18 protein-coding genes are annotated in these 22,962 nt (G+C 50.7%); 7 read left to right on the top strand and 11 right to left on the bottom strand.

From position 1 onward, the window contains the following. The first annotated feature begins 203 nt into the window (after positions 1-203). From HDC30_RS24180 to HDC30_RS24150, 7 genes are all read left to right on the top strand, one after another. Complete coding sequence (locus HDC30_RS24180; protein WP_027613428.1) at positions 204-830, top strand: response regulator transcription factor; 627 nt, start codon at positions 204-206, stop codon at positions 828-830. 8 nt (positions 831-838) lie between these two features. Next, positions 839-2,527 carry a transporter substrate-binding domain-containing protein gene (locus HDC30_RS24175; protein WP_260319991.1) on the top strand — a complete coding sequence of 563 codons (1,689 nt, stop codon included), beginning with the start codon at positions 839-841 and terminating at the stop codon, positions 2,525-2,527. 1,339 nt (positions 2,528-3,866) lie between these two features. Beyond that, positions 3,867-5,012 (top strand): site-specific integrase, encoded by a 1,146-nt coding sequence (locus HDC30_RS24170; RefSeq protein WP_183785435.1) that lies wholly within the window; start codon positions 3,867-3,869, stop codon positions 5,010-5,012. Further along, positions 5,012-6,691 (top strand): hypothetical protein, encoded by a 1,680-nt coding sequence (locus tag HDC30_RS24165; RefSeq protein WP_183785434.1) that lies wholly within the window; start codon positions 5,012-5,014, stop codon positions 6,689-6,691. The genes HDC30_RS24170 and HDC30_RS24165 overlap by 1 nt, the downstream gene beginning before the upstream one ends. Further along, positions 6,688-8,589, top strand: coding sequence for an integrase (locus HDC30_RS24160; RefSeq protein ID WP_183785433.1), 1,902 nt, complete (start codon positions 6,688-6,690; stop codon positions 8,587-8,589). Before HDC30_RS24165 ends, HDC30_RS24160 begins: the two co-directional genes overlap by 4 nt. Then, complete coding sequence (locus HDC30_RS24155) at positions 8,586-8,954, top strand: TetR family transcriptional regulator (RefSeq protein ID WP_183785432.1); 369 nt, start codon at positions 8,586-8,588, stop codon at positions 8,952-8,954. The genes HDC30_RS24160 and HDC30_RS24155 overlap by 4 nt, the downstream gene beginning before the upstream one ends. A gap of 438 nt (positions 8,955-9,392) precedes the next feature. Continuing rightward, positions 9,393-10,190, top strand: a complete 798-nt coding sequence (locus tag HDC30_RS24150; protein ID WP_183785431.1) for a phosphodiesterase — start codon at positions 9,393-9,395, stop codon at positions 10,188-10,190. A 39-nt stretch (positions 10,191-10,229) separates the two neighbouring features. On the opposite strand, the gene HDC30_RS24145 is transcribed toward HDC30_RS24150, so the two are convergent. The 11 genes from HDC30_RS24145 to HDC30_RS24095 all read right to left on the bottom strand — a co-directional run bounded on the left by HDC30_RS24145 (position 10,230) and on the right by HDC30_RS24095 (position 22,960). Beyond that, positions 10,230-10,823, bottom strand: a complete 594-nt coding sequence (locus HDC30_RS24145) for a hypothetical protein (RefSeq protein WP_183785429.1) — start codon at positions 10,821-10,823, stop codon at positions 10,230-10,232. A 56-nt stretch (positions 10,824-10,879) separates the two neighbouring features. After that, positions 10,880-12,145: an acetyl-CoA carboxylase biotin carboxylase subunit family protein gene (locus HDC30_RS24140; protein WP_183785428.1), complete on the bottom strand. Its 1,266-nt coding sequence runs from the start codon at positions 12,143-12,145 to the stop codon at positions 10,880-10,882. Positions 12,146-12,249: 104 nt separating this feature from the next. Beyond that, on the bottom strand, positions 12,250-13,476 hold the full coding sequence (locus HDC30_RS24135; protein WP_183785425.1) for a hypothetical protein: 1,227 nt from the start codon (positions 13,474-13,476) through the stop codon (positions 12,250-12,252). Between the two features lie 149 nt (positions 13,477-13,625). After that, entirely contained in the window at positions 13,626-14,243 is a 618-nt protein-coding gene (gene cysC, locus HDC30_RS24130) for an adenylyl-sulfate kinase (RefSeq protein ID WP_183785423.1), read from the bottom strand. Between the two features lie 122 nt (positions 14,244-14,365). Next, entirely contained in the window at positions 14,366-15,631 is a 1,266-nt protein-coding gene (locus HDC30_RS24125) for an ATP-grasp domain-containing protein (protein WP_183785421.1), read from the bottom strand. 59 nt (positions 15,632-15,690) lie between these two features. Beyond that, a complete protein-coding gene (locus HDC30_RS24120; protein ID WP_183785419.1) occupies positions 15,691-16,788 on the bottom strand; it encodes an amidinotransferase in 1,098 nt (365 codons plus the stop codon). 103 nt (positions 16,789-16,891) lie between these two features. After that, positions 16,892-17,674 carry an HAD-IIA family hydrolase gene (locus tag HDC30_RS24115; protein ID WP_183785417.1) on the bottom strand — a complete coding sequence of 261 codons (783 nt, stop codon included), beginning with the start codon at positions 17,672-17,674 and terminating at the stop codon, positions 16,892-16,894. Beyond that, the gene (locus HDC30_RS24110) at positions 17,671-19,284 is read right to left on the bottom strand and encodes an alkaline phosphatase family protein (RefSeq protein ID WP_183785415.1); all 1,614 of its coding nucleotides are present in this window, start codon (positions 19,282-19,284) and stop codon (positions 17,671-17,673) included. The genes HDC30_RS24115 and HDC30_RS24110 overlap by 4 nt, the downstream gene beginning before the upstream one ends. Then, on the bottom strand, positions 19,281-19,883 hold the full coding sequence (locus tag HDC30_RS24105) for a dephospho-CoA kinase (RefSeq protein WP_183785413.1): 603 nt from the start codon (positions 19,881-19,883) through the stop codon (positions 19,281-19,283). Before HDC30_RS24105 ends, HDC30_RS24110 begins: the two co-directional genes overlap by 4 nt. Before the next feature lie 12 nt (positions 19,884-19,895). After that, positions 19,896-20,960 carry a hypothetical protein gene (locus HDC30_RS24100; protein ID WP_183785411.1) on the bottom strand — a complete coding sequence of 355 codons (1,065 nt, stop codon included), beginning with the start codon at positions 20,958-20,960 and terminating at the stop codon, positions 19,896-19,898. Between the two features lie 68 nt (positions 20,961-21,028). Beyond that, entirely contained in the window at positions 21,029-22,960 is a 1,932-nt protein-coding gene (locus tag HDC30_RS24095) for a PEP/pyruvate-binding domain-containing protein (protein ID WP_183785409.1), read from the bottom strand. Positions 22,961-22,962 lie beyond the last annotated feature (2 nt).

Below are 22,962 nucleotides of genomic sequence, written 5' to 3'. Positions count from 1 at the left end.
AGGTTCGACAAGCAACTTAAAACATTCAGATAAACAAATCAGCACAACACTTCCTTACGCGACACAGAGTTTGGTCGTAGTCGGTTTCCTTTTAGTGCGTAGGACTTATCCTATATTGCCGCAACAGCCCCGGGAGTTCATGCGGCAGCTCATTTATCTGAGCTAAGGTGCGCCCTTTATTCGCGCACGTATGGGATTTGATTATGAACTCCGTTTTTATTGTCGATGATCACCCCGTCATCCGACTTGCCGTTCGAATGCTGCTCGAGCATGAAGGTTATAAGGTCGTCGGCGAAACCGATAACGGGGTCGATGCCATGCAAATGGTCCGCGAATGCATGCCCGACCTGATCATCCTTGATATCAGCATACCCAAACTCGACGGCCTGGAAGTTCTCGCCCGTTTCAACGCCATGGGCACCCCGCTCAAAACCCTGGTACTGACGGCGCAATGCCCGACGCTGTTCGGCATTCGCTGCATGCAGTCCGGTGCATCCGGTTATGTCTGCAAAGAGGAAGACTTGAGTGAACTGGTCAGTGCGATCAAGGCGGTACTTTCCGGTTACAACTATTTCCCCAGCCAGGCATTGAATCCGGTACGCCTCGACGACGTGCGTTATGCCGAACTGGAGTTATTCAAATCCGTCAACGACCGCGAGCTGATGGTCCTGCAATTATTTGCCCAAGGGCGCACCAACAAGGAAATAGCCAAGGGCATGTTTCTCAGTAACAAGACAGTCAGTACCTACAAAAAACGCCTGATGCAAAAACTCAAGGCCAGATCTCTGGTGGAACTGATCGAGATGGCCAAACGCAACGCGCTAGTGTGAGAGCCTGAATGCCCAGTCGTTTAAAGATCTGTCTCGCCCTATGTTGCGTCAGCCTGTGCCTGACGACTCAGGTGCATGCCAGCTTCGTCACCGCGCAAGATTATGTGCTGCGCAGCCGCTCGGGCCACGAAGCGCCATCCGTGTCCCTTGAACCCGCGCAACGGCAATGGCTGGAGAGTCGCCGCGAACTGGTACTGGGCACTTCCGCGCCGGACTATCCGCCGTTCGACATGACCGCCAGCGGTCGTGATTACGAGGGTTTTACCGCCGACTACGCCGGTCTGCTCGAACAGGCTGTCGGGTTGCCAATCCGGGTCAAGCGCTTTGCCTCACGGGAAGCCGCCTTGCAGGCGTTGATAGCAGGTCAGGTCGACATGCTCGGTACGGCCAACGGTTTCGAGGCCAGTAACGCAAATATCCTGCTTTCAACGCCCTACGCCATCGATCAGCCGGTTCTGGTTACCCGCGAAGGCGAGACCCGCTCGCTGACTGAAGGCCTGGCCGGTCTGCGGCTGAGCATGGTCTATCACTATCTGCCCCAGGATGAGGTCAAGGCGCAGTATCCCAAAGCCATCCTGACGTCCTATCCCTCCTATCAAAACGCAATCAACGCGGTAGCTTTCGATCAAGCTGACGTGTTTCTGGGTGACACCATTTCCACCCACTACATGATCAACAAGGGTTATCTGAACAACATTCGCATGGCCAATTTCGGCAAACAGGAAGCCCATGGTTTCAGCTTTGCCGTTCACGCCGACAACCCGCAACTGCTGGCGATCATCAACACCGTGCTGCAAGCCATACCGGCCAGCGAACGGGACAACATCGCCAAGCGCTGGAGCGCCGGCAGCGACATTCTGCTGACCGACCAGAAGCTGCAATTGACCCACCACGAAGAACAGTGGCTCAAACAGCACCCGGTGCTGCGCGTCGTCGTCAACGAGGCGTTCGCGCCGCTGACATTCTTCGACAGCGACGGCAACCTGCGAGGCATCACCGCCGACCTGCTCGAACTGCTGCGCCTGCGTACCGGCCTGCGCTTCGAACTGGTCCGCAGCCGCAGTGACGGAGAAATGATCGAGCAGATCAATCAACATCGGGCGGATCTGATCGCCGCGTTGCTACCCAGCCCCCAACGGGAAAAGACCCTGCAATTCAGCCGTCCCTATCTGGAAAACTCCTTCGTCCTGCTGACGCGCAAATCCGCTGACAGCCCGACACATCCCACCCAGCTCAAGAACCGATACCTGGCGATTGCCCAAGACAGTCCCATGGCTGATTACCTGCGCCGCGAATTCCCCAACATCCACCTGATCGAAACCTCCGACACTTTCGGTGCCGCAACCTTGCTCGCCGAAGGCAAGGCCGATGGCGCCGTCGCCTCGCTGGTGATTGCCAATTATCTGATTTCATCGCGGATCTTCGAACATCAATTACAGATCACCACCACCCTGGGCACACGTCAGGCGGCCTTCTCGCTGGCCAGCGCCCGTGACAATGCCGAACTGGGCTCGATCCTCGACAAGGCGCTGCTGAGCATCACACCGGAGGAACTGGGGGTCATCAACAGTCGCTGGCGCGGTTTCTCCAATGCGGCTCAAAGCAACTGGCATCACTACAAGCGCCTGTTTTACCAATTGATCGGCGCGGCCTGCCTGCTGCTGTTGCTGTCGCTGTTGTGGAACGCCTACATATGATCTGGGACGCTATTAACTGTTACTTATTTTTTTTCATATAGAACTCAGTCACTTATACGTTTTAACTGTGTTTAACATGCGCACTGAACAGTAGAAACCAGAAGAGTCAATCGTTACCGCTTTCTTGCGCAATGATGCTCGCGGAGCATCGAAACACGCTCGGCCATCTCAAGCCGCTCGATCTATTCAATTACGTCCTCGAGCACGTCAGCAACAGACGATTGTCTCTAAGCGCATAGCTACCGACCAATAGCGTTATGGGATGCGCGCCGAGTGCAAGCGCGACGTCATCAAGCCTCTCAATAGTCGGAGTGTACAGACCTCGCTCTAATGTACTGATGTAGGTCCGACTACTGATGATGGAAAAATACTCCTGCGTTCGACCCTGTTTCACGTGAAGCCACCGAATAACCGTTCCGAAAGCACTTTTCAACTCCACCTTGCGTACCTTGCAAAAGGAACGATAAGGCGCCTCTGAACAGTATATGACTACAATGTAAACTGTTCATCTCGAGGATTAGCCATGTTCATCACTCATCGACAGGCAGAAGTGAACGGGTCTCTGGCTATGTTAGATCCCGATCATCAAGGCTGGCATTTCGTTCAAAAGCACCTAATGTCACCGTGGTTTCATACGACGATCGCTAGATGCGAAGAAGGCTTGGAAGTCTACGACGTGCTGTTCGTGGGCAATTTAGAAGCACTAGTGTCAGTGCTGGCGCCGAGGGAGAAGGAGTGCCAAGTGAAGTCAGTGCAACTAGTTTCACCTGGTTGGCTCAACGGCACTGGAGACTGGCGAATGGAGATGCTAGCGGAGGTGGCTCAAAGTCAAGATGGAACCTCCTTGCAGTTCACTCTTCGGGACGGCCGGCATTACTTCCTACCAAGTGTACAGTCAGACACTCCATTGGTATACAGCATACCAATATACAAGCACCGACAGTTTGATTGAACATAGTATTCAAACCTGTACGTTTTTTGAAAAACAGTATAAAGCGCATAGCATAACTGACCTATTAACGCGGTAAACAGAATCTCGCGTAAGTACGTTGCCCGCACGATTACCTTGGGTGCATATTGCGCTAATGATAAACATTCGCGTATTTTGCTGTGGTTGGAATAATCCGTCAGCCGAATTCACACATAGCCTATTCTTGCCCTTTCCTCCCAGGTCTATTAAATAACTGACACGAGCTTTTTTTTGAGATTACGCTAATCTTTATAGACCTACATTGTCCGGGAAATATCCTAAGCTCAAAATACGCTGCAGAAAAACGCTATCTTAATTTTAAAGCCAATCTCCACCAAAAATATGCGTTAGTACTAATCGGGAGGTTCAATGGAACTGGTTTGGTCTACCGAGGATTTGAAGATTGCCGGGCGCCCACACCCTGGCTTTCCGATCCTTCTATGGGACACCATGGAAAGTTGTGCTCCGGTAAATCAATTCATTCGTCATTACCTTGTGCGAGGTAAAATAGGATCAAAAAAGTCGTGGCCAAGTACGGGACGCGCAATGTATGACTTTTTCAGCTTCCTTCAAGCACATGAACTTGATTGGCAAGATGTGAATCGCGGTGAGGCAAAAACGCTTTTAGCGGGCTACAGAGACTATTGTCTAAATGAATGCCAATTGAAGCCTTCGACTACCCGGCAACGGCTAAGCTACGTTTGTAGTTTCTACGAGTACGCGTTACTGCAGGGGTGGGTAAGGAGGCTACCTTTTGAATATGAATCGCGGGCAGTCAAGTCAATGAAAGGACTTTTGACTCACGTCGACGCTAGTGGCGGAATGCATGCCACGAAAAACATCATGCCGCGCTCCCACAGAACACACCCTAAGTTTCTGCGCATGGATGAAATAAGAGCATTGATGTCTGTAGTGAAAAATCCGCATCATCGGATGATGATTCACTTTGCATTACAGACCGGATTGCGTCGCGCGGAAATCGCGACATTTCCTATGGCTTATATCATCGACCCGGATAAATTAACTCGAAATACGCGCAACATTGAAATCCACCTCGACCCATATGACGGCTACGGTATATGTACGAAAGGAAAAAAGCCACGAACCATATATATCAGTCGAAAATTTCTTTCTATTTTATATCGTTATGTTGTGCAAATCCGTGGTGAACGAGCCTCTTTAACTGACAACAAGCATCGTCAACTATTTCTAAACCACTTTGGTCAGCCTTATGCAGATAATGGCAAGCGTATAGAACGTATCGTTCGCGAGCTAGGCAAGCGAGCTGATATAAAAGTTTATCCGCATATGCTACGCCACACTTACGCCACGCACACTTTATCAAGACTTCAAAAGAGCTCTGGAAAAATTGATCCTTTGGTTTTTCTTATGCGGCAACTAGGTCATAGCTCGATTGACACCACTATGATTTATGCCCATCTTGTCAACGAACTTGCTGACGATGCGGTTCTTGCATATGACGACGAACTGCATGAATATTGGGAAGCTGCTTAATGAGCAAGCGAAAGGTTTTTTCCAAGACAGATCTCAACATTCCAGAAATAGCGTATAGCCGCGACGTTGCGGGACGAGTCACCATTACTCCTGAGGAAATACCTCCAATTGAAACATTGGTTGTTTTTGATCGCAATCCCAGCTCAGTCCGTAGTTTTGACTTTATTAAGTGGTATGGTTCGAAAATCGATTCCATCACCTACGCTTGTCAAAGACAGATCGAGCGCTATTTGGCTGGCCAAGATGGACACATCACTAGCAGCACTATAATTTCCTATTGCCGGGGTGGTATCGCTCACTTTCTAGACTACTTATTACTATGTGCAAATACGATCAATCGTGAGCTAACGCTTAATGATTTGAATCGTTCAATGATTGATGGCTTTCTAAACCACCTCACAGGGAAGAGTTGGTCTACCGTAAGCCAGAGAGCATTTTATTCAGGAGTGAAGTCAGTCCTTACAGCCCTAGGACGGAGGGGGTTGATTGTAATAATCTCCGCTGGTGATAATTCAACTTTTCCGTTTAACCCTTTTCCAAATAGCAATCAGAAATCAAAAGGTGAAACGGCGTTACCAAAAGCCCAGCGGCAGGCGTTTGCTGCAGCACTCAAACAGTCGCTCCTACCAATTTGGCAAGATGGCGTAGAATTAACTCTCGACTTGGTGGCTTATTCCATGCTAACTGTGGCATTGCATACTGGACGAAATACTACTCCATTGTTGGAGGCAACTCGCGACTGCCTGCATCCTCACCCAAAAAACAAAACTAAATTTCTTCTTCTGTGGAAAAGACGAGGGCACAACAGCAGCAAGGTAGCGCTGCGCACCGAAGACCGAGCAGAGCGCACGTTAGAATCAACACCAACTGTTAAATTTACGATCGAAAGCCTAATAAAGCGAGTACTCGCGCTTTCCGAAGCATTAATCGAAGATGCTTCGGAAGATCTTAAGGATCGAGTATGGCTGTATCGCATTAAAAGCGGCCGTGCCGGCGGGAAAGTTTCCGCATTGACAGAGGGTAGTTTGGCTAAAGCCATTCAGAAACTCATAATCAAGCACGGACTTACTGACACTGACGGCCATGCATTGCGCGTTAATATATCTCGCTTGCGAAAGACATTTGCCAACCGAATTTATGAATTATTAGGAAGTGACTTGTTAGCTACGGCTGCGGCCCTTGGAAGTACGCCGGAGGTTACCGGAAAACACTATCTAGCATCGAACGAAAGCTCCATCAGAAATTGGCGCTTCATGGGCGAGATCTTAGTTAAGGAATTGCTCAGCCGCACACTTGGAGAAACTTTTTATCCGACTCCCATGGGGCTCTGCAGCGACCCAGAAAACGGACAATACGCACCAAAAGAAGCAGGATCAATGTGCTTTAGTTTTGCAAACTGTTTACGCTGCAAACATTTTGCAATAACGGAGGACGATCTTTATAAGTTATTCAGCTTCTACTTCCGGGTTCTAGCCGAGCACGCGCGTATGGATAAGCGACGCTGGGCAAAAGAGTATTCAAGTATCCCAAGGCTGATTGATCGCTATATCGTAGCGGAAGGTTTACGACGTGGTATATTTAAGAAAAAGGCTGTAGAGGCAGCTCGAAAGCGCGCACGAATTGACCCACATCCATTTTGGACGGCTGACATGATTGAGCTTCTGGAGACTTTTTCATGACCACCTACACCACAACTAAAGATCCTTTGATGTGGGTGGAGGCACGGCCCACAGACGTGCGCAACTTGAGTGAGAGCGAACGAGACGCACTTATAATAAAAACTCTCTTAGTTGATGGCCATTGGGTAGTAGCTTGTCGATATGGAGATCCTATCTGGTTATTAGATGGCTTTACCAGCAATACACCAGACAGCGAAAAATGTGTGGACTTCAGTCGTCTACCCACCCCCTTTCAGTTAATTATGAAAGCGATTTTTTATCGCTATTTACGACGCGGTCGCATCGGACAAAAACGACCAACGGGAAGTACTTTACGGGGTCTTTTCAAGGCGACAATACCCTTCTTACGACATCTGCACTCAATTAAAATCAACAATTTTTCCAGCGTGACCCCGACAGTTTGTGCCTCCTATGTTGAAGCGTGCAGAGTGCATCACAGAAAAACACGCGGCAATATGTCAAAACCAATCTCACCTAGTTATCTAATGAAGCGCTTTGCCGCCGTCGAGGCACTGTATGAACTAAGCCAATATACATCCGACAAAATGAAACAGCACCCATGGGAAGATACATCAGCCGCGGCTATGGCGGGGGTCGCGGGCAGAAACTCTCCCCGCAAGCAGGAAAGCAAAACACCATTGATCCCAGATGAGGAGTTCTGCGCTTTATTTGAGAAAGCCTTTCAATTGGTTGACAGTGGAAGCTCATTACTTGATTTGCGGGATAAGCTGTCTATAGCCGTTGCTGGTTGGAGAGGTCGGCCTCCAGGAACTATATTGCATGCAAAAAATCGTCTTCTTGTTGCCAATGGGTGGAATAGAGGATTGGCAATGTTTAAAGAGGAAATTGTTAGCTTGCGCACCGCATGTTACATCGTACTGGCAAGTGTTTCAGGCTGCCGCAATCATGAACTGGCCAACCTACAGTCTGGCGCACACCATCGAACTGAAGATGATGAGGGTACAATCTACCACTGGATGAGATCTAAGTCGGAAAAAACCGACGCTGGTGATCGCAGCTGGATGATTCCAGATGCCGGTGTGCGAGCATTGCGTGTGATAGAGCGCTGGGCTGAACCATATCAAAATATGGTCGCTGCTGAGCTCGCCAAGTTACGACGGAACAACCCAAATGATCCCGAGATTACAAAAGTACAGCAGCATCTTCATACATTATTTCTTGGGATGGATCCTAAAAGAAGCAACCAGGTTCGCACTCTGAGCAACCGTCGATGGAACACTAGTCTTTTAATATTTGCGAAAAAGTGTGGATTAAAATTGGAACTTGCAAGCCATCAATTTCGCCGTAAATTTGCCAATTATGTGGCTCACAGCCGATTCGGTGACCTGCGCTATTTGCGCGAGCACTTCGCCCACTGGGGCATGGATACGACACTCTCTTATGCTATGGATCAAGGATGGGGACAACATCTTGATATGGAACTGTATGACGATATTCAGACTGAAGTCGAAGACATAAAACTAAAAGTCGTTGACTCTTGGTTAGGCGATGATCCGCTAAGTGGCGGTTTTGGTCGCTCTATTAAGCATTGGCGCCGCGACCCAGTGAATCTCGCTATTTTCAAGAGCCATTCCTCAATGGTGAGGTCGATAGCCGAGACTACAGCGATCCGTAGCAACGGCCATGCTTGGTGCACTGCGGACAATAACGATTGTGTCGGAAACACCTTCGACGCCACACGATGTGGTGGTTGTGATCACGCCGTGATTGGGCGCACTCATGCTAACTTCTACCAAGGGCTCTATGACAATCTCAACGTTCTGCTTGATTGCCGTGACATTGGAGATAGCGGCCTTGCAAGGGTGAAACGCGATCTGAAGCATTGCCGTGAAGTCTTTGTCCAGCTTGGCTATGATCCAATCAGGAGCCCAATATGACTATCGCTTATAAAACTTCGGAAGTTCGCGAAAAGGAACTGCGACTCGCATTAGCCCGGATCCAGCATGGACGGGCGCGCTCCGGAGAAACTAAGGTTTCAATCGCTGCTGTAGCACGCGAAGCAGGTGTGTCGAGGGCTTTGATCCATAATCATTACCCTGGTATTGCCGAAGTAATTCGAGAAGCTCAGGGACACTCAAGTCGTGTTCAACGTGATGTCAAACATCAAAAATTGCAAGCAGAGCGCGATCGAAATCGGGCGCTTCGCCTTGAAATTGAGGAACTCCGTGAAAAAATATCAAAATTGGCATCACTAAACGAAATGCTGCGAGTAGAAAACTTGGCTCTGAAATCGATCCAGTGAATGGCCCCAAGTTAAGGGATTGATTTGAGCGCTTAATTTAGCCGATAACTCGCCTTTTCAAGTGGCAGCTTTTGGCCGAAAGCGGACCTGGGTGGGTGAGGATTAGCTCCCCCTCAGCGCCAACAACACGTCCAACAATGCGAATGTTGTTATTTACTAAGTGATATTTTCGACAATTATGAAAGTGCATATCCTCCCAGTAAAGCTGCATACCACAACCACCACTGTCACAATCGTTATTGGCAGCTTCAGTCTAGCGGTGCACAGGACAAGCGAGTTGCACGGTACTGGGGGACGGTCGAAGCATAAGTAGAAAAATATCTGGGATCCAGTGTAAAACATCTTCAATGATCTTCTTAAAAACCTGACCTTTGAGCCTTAGGGCAAAGATCTAGATTCTTTTTTTAGAAACCCCGCTTATTTGAAAAGGTTATCTGCATGATTATCGCTCACCTGTCAGATCCTCACCTACGCCCCCGTGGTCACTTGTATAAAGGGTTGATCGATTCCAATGCAATGTTCTTGGCTGCAGTCAAACACTTAAATAACCTCGTACCCGCACCTGACGTTTTGTTAATCACTGGCGACATTGCGGACGAAGGGAGCGTAGCTGAATACGAAATGGCTAAGGAGATCTTGAGTGAGATCCAGATGCCAGCACTGCTAATACCGGGCAATCATGATGATCGGAATGTATTTCGTAGCTTCTTTAGAGCCAATGATCATATGGCAGTGTCCGGCCCCTTGCATCTTGTTGCAAATCAGTTTGGACCAGTTCGTATCATAGGGCTTGATATCACCGTACCAGGACAGCATTACGGCGACGTGGACGAAGCAGCGCAAACTTGGTTGGATAAGACTCTCGCACTGGAGCCTGATCGCCCAACACTGATCATGCTCCATCATCCCCCTTTCCTAAGCGGCATTCCTTACATTGACCTCTATACCTGTCGCAATGGAGATCGGTTATCTCAAGTGGTCTCCGGCTATCCGGCGGTTGAACGAATCGTTTGCGGGCATATCCACCGAGCCATGCAGTTGCGTTTTGGCGGTACCCTGCTCTGTACAGCCCCCAGCACCGTCACGGCAATCGCCCTGCGCTTGGCGGTAGACTCAGAAGAGGCATCCTATGTGGAGCCACCCGCACTCCTCCTGCATCACTGGAAACCAGACACGGGCCTGATCACTCATTGGGTTGCCATAGGTGAGTTCCCCGGGCCAATGCCGTTCGCCTAAGCTCAGTCATTGAACGGCACCTTGACGCTAAAAGGATATTTAGTTGCACAAAAGCAGCATGCCGATCAACGCGCAATCAATTAACACCATGATGCATGTAGCTGCAAACCACATCAGGTTTTGATAAGCTAATTTATTGGCGGTGACTCCAACTAAAAGAGCATACCACCCAACATAACCCAACATCATGCCTGCCAAAATTTGCCATGGCTGAAACCCCTCTCTCGCAAAAAAAACAATCAGCAAAGGGATGGGGAAAAGAGCGTCGAACCAAAGACCGTAATTTTTTAAAGAGCTGGCAAGTATGTAGCGAAAGCCATGAGCCTCTCCAAATTCAGGACTGACAGCTGCCCCCGCAAATACCTTATAGAGGTTTATCGCAGCAAAGCAGGTGAAAAACAAACATACTAGAACTTTAGCCCAGTCAAACATGAATGGAACAAGATAGAAATAGAATTCCGAAATCACCAAGGCGACCAGGCTATTGATCAGATCAAATGCTAGATAGCTCAATAGCAAAGTGAGATGGGACCCACCTCCTACGTAAAGAAGGTCGACAATGGATTGCGCTCTTCCCCCTCGCGAGGCGGTGAGACTCAATGTAAGGACAATGCCAATGGCGATACCTGACACCTATTCCTCCCTGAAGGAATTTCAAAGCTTCCACACATCTGAATGTTAAGAGAGATTCAAAGTGGTTCAGAAGTATCGATATAGAAAGGAGTGTACGTACCTTTATCAGTCACGATCCGTAGCCCATCAATTTGTCGTCTAACGTCTTGAGCCCTGCCACTGACGAGTGCGATCCAGCCCCAATCATCCCTACCCATAGGATCTACCGATGTAAAGATGTCAAGCACACGGGTGTGATTCAATGACCAATCAAGCGAAAACTTAATGTCATTTATCCGCGCTTGAACCGGCAATCCGTAAAAAATGGAAATGGTGTCTATAGGCGATGAAACGTTCAACGTCGCTTCGCTTTGCAAGCAGCCCACCTCGATCACATGTTTGAAAAAACATACGGGGTCACACTGATAGGAAAGTGCGATCTGCTCAGAAATAGCCGCTCCCGCCACCCGCCCGAAATTAGCATCGATCAATACCGCAGTCTCAGGGCCGATCTTGAATTCGCTGTGAAAGTACCCTTGCTGCAACCCGGAGCGCAGCACAATAGCCTCAACAGCCAACTTCGCGCGTTGGATTACCTCTTCGGTGAAGTATTTACTAGCGGGAAAGTAATTAACCGACTCGGTATTAGCGATCTTCCTGCGCAAGCTGACCCCCAGAAAATGGCATTGGCCTGCTACTGCATACCCCTCCAAACTGATCAGTTCGCCGTCGACATATTCTTGCATTATGAATTCGTGCGCCCCAAGAGAGCGCGTGCAACTCTGGATATGGGCAAGTATCTTTTCGTCGAATTCTGAGTCCGATAATGAAAATTCAGCGTAACCTGCAGCCCCCGAGCCCCGTACAGGCTTTACAATAACTTTCTTGCAGTGTGCAAACGGGCCTCGAACCAACATAGAGAAATTACTGACTTCGCTAACTTCCATGCTTGTTGGACTGTATTCGGGAATTAAGGAAGAAACATACTCCTTTCCGCCAAGTCGTGCCAATGCGCAATCGAGTCCTTTCACCCCTAACTTCGAAGCGAGCTCCACAGCAATAGGAATTCTAGTCTCAACAAGACTTAGAATAGCCTCGATCGAATCCTCAGGAAGAGTACCTATCAATTTGAGCACAGCGTCGACGTTCGTTGTATCACCGCACTCTAGGTAAGGAAATTCCATCAGTTGAGTGAAGGTATCACCTTGATAATATCTGGCACTGCCGACGATAAACAATGGTTCAAACCCCAGCCTCAATACCGCCAAAGCAGAGTAGCGGGTTGCTACGTCGCTGGTTTCGATCAATATTATTTTTTTCATCGGCACGGCTCCCAATTCCAATTAGCTTTCATTTTTCTGAGAAAAGCTGACAATAGCGCTCCCAGCCTTACAATCCTTCAACACGTTACAAAAATATTCCCGCGATTAAAAAGCAGAAAAACGTATCAGGTATCCTGCTGCACATCGCGTAAAACCCGCTGATACAGCCAAAGAGTCAGACCGCATAAAAACGCTACCAATAAGGCAACCCACGAAGAGTTGATACTATTGACAAACACTAGGCTCAAGGCCGAAAGCAACGCCGCCACCCGTATATCTTGCTCACTTACGGCTACATAGATATTACGATGTTCATCGTTGCAAAGCCGGGCAAAAATTGAAAAATGAATTGGAACGAACAGTGTAGCTCCTAACGAGTAAAGAAAAACAGCGACCAGTAACACGAAGACCCCACTGCTCATGGAGGCTATAGTGAACCCCATGCCGAACAGTAGCATGCCTGTGACCAACAATTGCATCTCGCTCAGCTTTGGTTTCAGGTAATAGACCGGCAACGTCAGAACCAACACAAAAAGACTATTGGCAGAACGCATCAAGTTGGACAGATCAACACCACTCAATGTGAATTCCCGAAAAAAAAGCGTCATCGGTATGGATGAAAAATCAACTGCCAGCCTGACTGCGATATAATGGCTGGGCATCAATGCGATTGTCGACATTATCGTGCTTGCCAGTAAAAATATGATAAAACTGTGATCCTTTGATGCAACAGAAAGAGACTCAAATAGACTACCAGCATTGCTTGCTTCCACATTGAGCGTAACGGGAACCTTGCACCAAAAAAACAAGATACCTGTCAAGACGACACTTACAAGCCCTACAAAACCTATATACTCTATAAACCCTGAAGGGTATACCAACATCACGATAAGCGGTCCTAAGATCAACGCAAGATTACGTACCCAGTAGATCAAGCTATACAAGACGGCTCTATCGATGTTCTTCGTCATCTCGATCAGCAGTGACTCGGACAATGTCGCTGATATACCGCCAAGCACTGAAACGGACACCAAAAAAAGCAAATAAACAATGTATAATTTTGGGTAATAACTAATTATCACCGCAAAGATCAGCAAAATGGTTCCACGAGCCACCTCAGAAACCAATACGATGGCCCACTTATCTACTTTCCTCGCCACGGCATCAATAGCAATTGATCCGACCACAGTCAGCAGCGCGGCCGTGATTAATGCATAGGTCGCACGCTCCACCCCAAACTGTAGGGAAATGACGATGGTCATCATGGCGACAATCGACTTTTCAACGACCCGATCAATAAAAATCAGGATCACCCTTGCCGATACTGCTGGATTTTTCAAGTAGTTGATCATGCGAAACCTTCAAGTGTGTAATAAGTGATCCCTTGGCCTTTGCAACTAGGAGCCTCAGAAAAAACTTCACCGCGCTTGTTATAATTCATTCACCACACTGGGCCCTATGAGTTGCGGACAGCCTTCAATCACTATGACTTTTGGTGCTTTTATAGATATCTGTTATTGAACTCCCCCCTGTTTCGCTCAACCTCACCTATCAGGACTTCTAGACAAGCCTCGATCGATAAGCTGGACGTGTCCAGACAAACTGACGGGTAAGGTGGAGGCTCATAGGGCGCATCAATTCCAGTAAAGTTTGCAAGCTCGCCCTGGCGTGCTCTTTTATAAAGCCCTTTAGGATCCCGACTTTCACATATGTGAAGCGGGCTGCTAACGTAGACCTCGGAGAATCGATCGTCACCGATGATCTTTTTAGCCAATGCACGATCCGAAGAGTGAGGCGAGATGAATGCTGCTAGCACAGTGAGACCAGCATCATTCATGAGGCGCGCAACTTCCGAAACTCTTCTTATATTCTCAGCCCGGCCCTCGGCATCAAAGCCCAAATCTTTGCAGAGTCCGTGCCTTATATTGTCCCCATCCAAAACAGCGCAGAATATTCCCCTCTGCATTAAAAGACGTTCCAAGTTGAACGCCAGTGTACTTTTACCGGAGCCGCTCAAACCTGTGAACCAAAGCGTCATTGGTGCCTGGTTCAGGTTACGGTGACGCTCGACAGGGGAAACAGTACCCAACTGCCAAAAAAGGTTATCATTTTTGCTCATTCGAATCCTTTCCTGATATCGCGCAGGCGTGTTAGTCGCCATTTCTCCGTACACGGTAGGCCGATATGACCTGCCGTGACATGAACAATCGGAGGGCGCTAGGTATGCCCGCGGCTACCCATTTAGTATGAAAGAGATACACCTAAAGCCCGTTGTATCAACTGAGTTGCTTTCTTGGCTTTTTGAACAGAGTCTTGGTACGTAACACCTACCACGTGCAAGTACCCCAAGGAGGTATCATTATCGATCATAGGTAAAACTTCCTGACCCTCAACTATGTTAATAGAGTGTTCCAACACCCATGGACAGTGCTCTTCAATGAACAACTTACCAATATTTTTTTGTGCCATCCCGCTTTCTATTGGTGCTATTCTACGCGCTGTAGCAAATAGCGCCGAAGCCGGCCGACATTTTATCTGACTCCCGACATATGCATTGAGTAGTATTTCGTAGACATTCAATGACGTTGACTTATTATATAGAGTCCCCAAGGCCCCACCCATCAACCGTGGGTTAACTTCGATGATATCGATACCTTTATCGGAAACGATAATCTCGATATGAAACACACCAATATCCAAGCTTAGGCATGCCAAAACTTCTTCGCAATAATCAAAAATTTCCTGCTCCCGCGGGAAGAACCCTGCAGGTGCCATAATTGAGCCGATTTCCAGAATATCGTTGTGTTCCGATCTGTGCCTCTCGGTCAACATAAGAGGAAAAAAACCATGCTCGTTCTTGGCAACTTCAACTGAATACATCTTACCGTCAATGTACTGCTCAACGACAAAATCCAAAGATACTTGTGAAAGAGCAATATCGTCTAACTTACCGCGCGCATCATTGTAATCAGCGATAAACTTGTCAACATCCTGTTGATTTTTAATATGAGCTGTAAGAAATTTGGCGAACCCTTTCGCCGGCTTGACAATACAAGGAATACCGATTTCCGCGACAACTTCATGTAAAGTGTCTAGAGATACACATTTTTTATACTTGCAATTGCTCAAACCATTTTTATTTAAAAGTGCACGAGCGCGAGGTTTGTTCTTTGCATTTTTAACACCTTCGATTGAAGTTGCCCGTATTCCCAGATTTGCAGCAATCGTGGAAACGGACTCGACAATATCCTCCAGCGGCGTAAACATGACGCTCAATGGATGCGCCTCATTTATCTCCCGCACCTTCTCTTCAAACGCCACAAGATCGAGGCAACTATCAATGCTGTAAAGTTTATACGTATTCTCAATCAAGAACTCTTCACTCAACGACGAAAAAAGACGCGTCATCTCCGTGCGTAAAAAAATCAGATTATAACCAATCTGCTTGGCGGTGATAATAGCCCTTGAGGAAACGTCCGTGCAGTCGACCATTAATATATTCTTCATGAACTGCCTCTCGTAAATTCAATATTCAAAAATAACCAGATCTGTGTTCTTGAAACTGATCAAACCAAATAGCTTTCGAGTTTTCCTCGGCGGCGGATGTCAACGGTGGCGCAATGAAAGGAGCCGCCGAAACTATTGAAGTTACGGAAATCACATAGAATCGGCTCAAACCCTGCGCCTTTCATAGCCTTTATCATGGGTTCGTCTTGTCGTTCCACGACAACACGCCGTTCATCCAGCATCAGGATGTTCATGTTTATCCATTTGCTGGTCATGTACAGGGGATGGCTGTCTGGCATGATGGGTTTGGGTGCATGAATGGCATCCCAGCCCCGAAATATTTCCGGCATCTTCTGGACACGCTCGGGATTGATCAACAACTTGCCCGGCGCTAACGGCACCAACGTCGCATCAATATGCATTGGATGCATATCATTGAATTCGAGGACGTGGATCTTATAATCGTCACCCAGGTGCCGCTGTAACCAGTTGATCCCGAACTCATTCGTAACATTACTTTTTTGAGCGATGATGTCTTTCCCAAGCCTGGTGAAGTCCGCAGCGTCAAAGGTCGGTTCAAACTCAGTGATCACCAGATTGGCCGAGGTCGCGGCTTCATCTTCAACCCAACCATCCACGTACTGCTCGTCCGACAGTTCGGGTTTCGGCCCGGAACTCCATCTGGCTCCGCCATGAAAATATTCCTTGAGGAGTTTCTTGTAGGCAGCCGTTTCAAAATAACGAGAACGCCAAGCCAAAGGGCATTCAATGATGTCAGTACCGACCACCAGCAAAACATCCCGTGGCATCGCCGCATACATTCCAGTACTTGACCAGCCCGGCGCACCGTACACAAGAGATTGATTCTTTGGCTCCGGGCGCCGGACCTTGACGCCTTCGCATTCAAGGATTCGTGCGAATTCATCGAGCTCTTTTCTGGCTAGGTCGATTCTTTCCAGAGGAAAAGGTTTGCCGGCGTTATCCCTGAAAAACTGATGCTGCTGAGTCGGCAGGCAAGGTTCCATAGCTGCGTGCCAAGGTGGGATGCACGCACCGTCCACCACCCCGACGATGACTTCTTCCAGCAAGTCCCATTCGGTGTAAGAACACACGGGCGAGGTTTGAATGACGTTTGAATCTTTTTCATTGAGTTGCATTGAACGGATCTCTTTCAGCGTAAATATTCAGTTTGAATTCAGCCGGGGACAACAGCACCGGTCGTTTCTTTCACAGGGCGACACTTGAACTGGAAAACCCACATCAGTCGGTGCTATGTCCCGACTCAGCTAAAAATCGTGACAGTTCGGCGATGCTCGGCCACAGTCTTTCCGGGCGCGGCACATCGCTTTCGGTATAGGAGGCTCCCTTTCCGGTCAGAACCAAGGCATGTGCTACTTCCAAATGTTGGGCTGCAGCTATATCGGTGAGCAGGTCGTCGCCAATGATCATGGTTTGCGATGGGCTGACTCCCAAGCTGTCCATGACCGAGGTAAAAAAGACAGGGGATGGCTTGCCTGTCACCAACGCCTGTTTACCACTCGCAGCCTCTAGTCCGAGGATGAAAGCGCCGCAATCGAGTCTCACGCCCCTGGGGTCAAACCAGAACAGGTTCTTTTGCGGTACAACCAGACGCGCGCCTTTGTGCAAGTAACCGAAGGCTTGATTGAGGCAGGCATAATCGAATGACTCGCCTATATCGCCAATGACCACGACATCAGGGCTCACGTGATCACGAGCGATGCCCTCGAACAGGCTGTTCACTGACTCAGGCATGAGAAAGAAACAGCTGACATCCCCAAGTGACTTCAAATAGCGTGCACAGGACGTTGACGCGGTATGAATCTCTTCGGCCCGGACATTAATGCCATGGCGCTGTAAATCTTCGGCAATAGTCGAAGGTAGCTGGCTTGTGATGTTGGTCAAAAAACGAAGTTGAAGTCCGGCCATCCGTGCCGCCTCAATGGCCTCGGCAGCGCCGGGAATGGCGTGCCCCTTGAAGACCAGTGTGCCGTCGATATCCAGCAGGAGCGCTTTTATTTTCATGAGATTCCCGGGGCAGTTAAGGGATTGGAAATGGACAAGTCGTTTAACAGCCGGGGCAACAGTTGCTCCAGACACAGAGGCTGCGGCCACGGCCTGGACGGGGCTGCGCCCAATTCGAGCAACACTCCTTTCAACGACGCGGCATCGGACCACACACTGTGATCCCCCCCTTTGCGGCTCGACTCAATCAATGCACCGGTGTGATCGGCGCGCACTCGCACGCCGGGAGGTGGCTGCAGGTAAAGATCGCTGCGCCAGCCCGAACCTAATGTCGCCGCAGCCCCTTGCAGCAATGTAAAACCACCCTCGCCGAGTTCCGCGAAAGCGGTTTGCAAGGCATCTAAAACCTGGGGCGCACCGAGCATGTCAATATCTGCAGGCTCGAGCCGCAGCACCAACAGGCCATTCTCTGCCGGGTGGAAAAAGACGTTCGAACGCTGGGCATCGAGATTCCCTTGGGCATCGAGGGCCAACCAGCCACGCTCCAGAAACAAGCGATTGGGTCTAATATCCCACCAGATCGGCTGCATCCCGTGATCGGAATGGGCGATGAAGCGTGTCTCTTTCCCCGATGCCGTTTGGCACGCGGCGAACAACTCGTCCAACCAACTTGCGAGTCGCTGTTCAATGGCTTCGAACAACAATTGGGGAGTGCTTACATCTTCCAGGTAGCGCAACAACTGATGACACACTAAGTCGATGACCGGGTAGTAGGCGACTGTCAGGTCGGAGTCGCCCGCCTCCAGCGCCAAAACAACATCGGCGACAAAGCTCTGATGGACGCTGTCGAGCAAATCCAGCAGAAGCAGCTCCGCAGCACCGGATCCACCTTCATTCAGGCGCTCCCCCAACTCACCGGCGGCGTAGAGCTTGCCGGGGTTACCGGCGACATAGGCACGATCCATGAGTTGGCGTCTACGTTCGCCGGCCTGGCTTCCATGGACTCGGATTGGTTGAAACCCCAACACGCAAAGACACAACTGCTGATCAATGATGACTGCCCGTACCGCAAATGCCCGATGGCCCTCCCCCCCTGCGCCCTCCGGTATCGCCGGGGAAAGAGGTAGATGCCGAGTCTCGTCCAGGGCAATGCGAGCCTGCTTGCCTTGCTCGTCGACCAAGACAATCGCCACCTCATCGGCATGCACCCTGAAACTCAATCCCAAGGCTTCGCACCGCAAACATTCACCTGCCCGCACGATGCTTAGGGGTAGCACCGGGTTGAGGTACACCTCAGTGTGACTGAGCAACTGTGCACCCAAGCGTTCAGGCTGGACAAAAGGGACACCGCAGGTGCGTATGGCGCGGCCGGCTTGGGCGAAATAGTCCCACGCCATCAAGCTTTCGCGCGGCCACGCCTGAAAAGCGTCCCGACAGTGAGCAGGGTTGCCCGCTACCGCATCCGGGATCTCATACCCGGTCAGGCCGTGGCGTGCGACTGGTTCTGCACTCCAGATGCTGAACAACGAAGGCGGCGTCTGGCAGTTGGGGAATAGGGGTTCCAGGGTCGCCGCATGATTTGCCTGGATGCCCATGCGGTTTCGCAGCCGCTGGTAGAGATCTCGCGAAAGGCCGTCTACCAAAAGCCAGAGCAACGACTGCCTGCTCATGCTTGTAGACCTACTGGCAATGAACTCATCAGATGATTGGCAAGTTCCTGAATCTGATGACGGAAGGCATCGGGAGTGCTGTCATTGGCGAGCGTAAAATCCGCATGGATGCGTTCTATCTGAAAGTCCAAAGCACTGTTATGAATGACACTGATGTCCTTCCTCGACTCAAGTCGTTGCTGACGCGAAAGTGGATCGGTGACAATTTTGATCACTTTGAATCCGTTTTCCCTGAGGTAAGGCCAGTCGGTTTGATCGTCGCGTAAATCATCGTTGATCACGACATCGGCTTCGGTTTTTTCCAGCTCTTGCGCGAACGCCTTGACCAGCGCGAACGGGTCGATTGAACGTAGTTGTCCAGCCACTTGCTCAAGCAGTTTCTGATCTTGAGCCCCAGGACTGAGCGCTGTGCAAGCTTCCGAGTAAAATCGCGCCTGCAGTCGATAAAGGGGAGCCGCCAACTTCAATACCTGGACTTTGAGCCCCAAGTGAGTGAAGTACTCATAGAGGTATTTGGCGGCCGTACTCTTTCCCGAACCACTCGGTGCAACAATGCTGAGCCTAATGGCTCCCCCACGAGTTGACTGACTGAAAGACATTGAGCAGACCTCTCAGGCGGTTGTGGTTTGGTTATCGTGGGTCGACGTGGAGCTGCGACCGGGGCTGTACGTCCAACGAACCCGGGACAAAGCCTCGCGTAATCCGTCTGACAGGGCACAAGGAATGTCCGTCCCCGCCGGCGGGATTCCATGCCAGGTCGACGTTGTAAACTGCGCAGGCCATTCGAATACGCTGTCCCCGTCGATCAAGGCCAGGATCTCGACCGTCGACAGGGACTGCCGGGACCGCTCGGCAGACTGCATGACCTCGGGTAAAACCACTTCGTCCAGCCAGGAACTTCCCGTCGGCGCCCGGCCGAACACTTGGGCGAAACGCTCGGGCGCTATCAGCACCTTGTGTCGGTCTGCGCAGGCCGGGTCATTGATCAGGTCGGCGAGTTCGGAGAGCTCCTCGATCAAACATGGATGCTGGCGCAGGCTGCCCAGGCCGATATGTGGATAATCCGGCCAGCCACGTGCCCGTACCCGACCGTCCTGGACATCCAATAGCAGCTTGTCGCCCGAGTAATAGTCGTGCTCCCCCGCCAACACATACTCCAGCATCGTGGTGGTCTTGCCAGCGCCCTTGACCCCGGCAAAAGCGGTCACGGCCTTGTGCGAACGGGACACCACCGCAGAGCTGTGAAGAACCGCCGAACCTTTCGCCGACTCCACCAGCAGACCGTAATAGCGCACCAGTTCGATGAGATGAATGAAGGCGTCCTCGGCACCGTAAAAGTCCACTTTGCGGGTAGACATGCGGTAGCGGTAACCGACCTGTTTTTCCGGATCCCAGGCCAACGACTCGCCGTTTGGCAGATCGCCTCGCCAGACCTTCAGGGTGAAGCCGACGGCATAGGTTTCGCGAATGAGATGTGGTGTCTGGCAACGCGCTTTCCAGGGGTTCTCGAACGCTTGCGGAGCGTGCAGGCAGACCGTGAGATCCGCCGGTGCGTCGGAGTTTTCCACTATCAGATAGGGCGTGAAGAACGCCATGAGGCGCGGGACCAGCCCTGCCGGATCGGATTCGACCTGAAGCGATAACCGGAACACACCATTACTCAGTAAGTAGCCCATATAACTTCCTTGAATTAAGGCGTTAAACACCTGCAAAGCTGATCTGAAAGGCATCGGCGAAACACTTTTCAGCCCGGTATTGTTTCCAACGGACGCTGATTCGCCTGGACGAGTACGTTGCCCGGTGACGACAGTGCCGCGCGATAGAGGGCAGGAGAGGCCAGGGCCGGAACGCCGCTTTCGCGCAGCAAAATCGCCAAATGACACAACAGCGATGAAGATTCGAAAATAAAGCCCGAGACATAAGGGATAAGCGCCGCCAATGCCGCATAAGGCCGTGGCGATACCATGACGATCGGCGCCTGCGCTTGTTCGATGCGCTGCATCAGTCGCATGATCGCCGGGCCAAGGGTTTCTGGAGAAGGCAAGTTATTGATGGAAACAGTCGCGGCAATACTGATTTCTTCAATCTGGGCACACTCATCGACAACCAGGGACAAACCCCGGGCGAAACCGGGAGAGATGGTTCTTTCGCCGGCGCGGTCATCCACCAGAAACTGGCTTTTCAACGGCGAAAAATCCACCAGGCTCAGTTGCCCGCGATCAACTACCCACTCCAGCTGAACTTCACCGAGCCCGGCGATTGCAGCCTCGGTCACGATGACCAGTTGCCTACGTTGATGGGGGGTCAAAGGAAGGTCCAGGGTACCGGTAGACAAACCATGGGCTGGCGCCAGTCCATCGGCATCGATACGCCAGGTGGACGTCGAAGCACTGCCGCGGTTGATAGCCAGCAAACCGTCAGGCGAATACTCGCAAAGCACTTGCCCGGCGTAGGACGTACTGCCCAGGGATTGGGTAATGAGCCCGGCGTCGCCGCGGATAAAGTCACGCACGACAAACACCTGGGTCTGAGCGCCCAACAACTCACGCAAACGCGCTGGTAACTGGGCCCGTGGCAAGATTTGCTGGCGTATGCCCGCCGAAAAATCCAGCACCACCTGATCGCTGTGCAACTGGGCCAGCAATGCATCGCTATGCGCTTGTGTCATTCCACCAGCGTTGGCGGCGATCAACAATGCGCTGCCTGCCTCGACCCCGTGATCGAGGGCCAGCAACGCTAGCGGACGGCGCTTGCTGCGAAAGTATTGGGCGAAGTCCGGCCATGGACGAAAGGGTTCCAGCTCCGGGTCGGCGGCCGTATAAAGATCCACCCAATGGCAAAGTGGCGCACTGGACTCCAGATTCCTCAGTGAGGCGATAACCCGCGCCTGCAACAACCAGACTTGCTGGCCATCCCAGGCCCACTCAATGTCCGCAGGGGCGTGCAAATGCTGTCTTGCCAACGACAACAGCTCTGCAATCGAGCTCAACATCGCCGGCTCTGCCAGCAATTGGGGTGCGCCGGTGAAATCACCATTGGCCAGCAACCTGACGGACAATGCCTGACTGGCGCCGGACACCAAGGCATCCCCCGTACCGGCTACTGCTTCGATAAGAGGCACTGCGCTGCCATCGAGGGGGTCGTGACTGAAGGCAACACCCGCCCAGCGCGCAGCCACCATATGTTGCACAATAACGGTCATTCCGACAGATGCATCCAGCAGCCCACACCGCAGTCGTTCAACAATCGCCCGGTGAGAAAAGCCAGAACGCCAAACCCCTTCGATAGCGTCAAACAACACGTCCCAGCCACTCACATCCAGCCATGAATCGAAGATACCGGCAAAACTGTGGGAGGTACCGTCTTCAATGGCGCAGCTGGAACGTACCGCCAAGGGCTGGTGAACATTGATATCCGCCTCGGTGAGACGAGACTCGAGGTAATCACGGGCATCCGGGCGCCACTGTACCGGCGCGAGCAACTGCAACTGTTCGAGATGCTTGTCGAGGAACGCCCCCGCCGTCAGTTGAATAACCTGAAGTACGTCACGTAACTGCTGTTGCAGTTCCTCGTAATTATCCCAAACTCTTTTGAAGTCGCTTTCTTGCAGCCCCACTAATGTCGGGACAGAAGTACGCTGCGCAAGCGTTTTCAGGGTCAGATATTTTCCAGACACCG

Source organism: Pseudomonas sp. JAI115 (assembly GCF_014200835.1).
GTDB lineage: Bacteria > Pseudomonadota > Gammaproteobacteria > Pseudomonadales > Pseudomonadaceae > Aquipseudomonas > Aquipseudomonas putida_A.
This window is presented reverse-complemented; position numbering and strand designations above follow the sequence as displayed.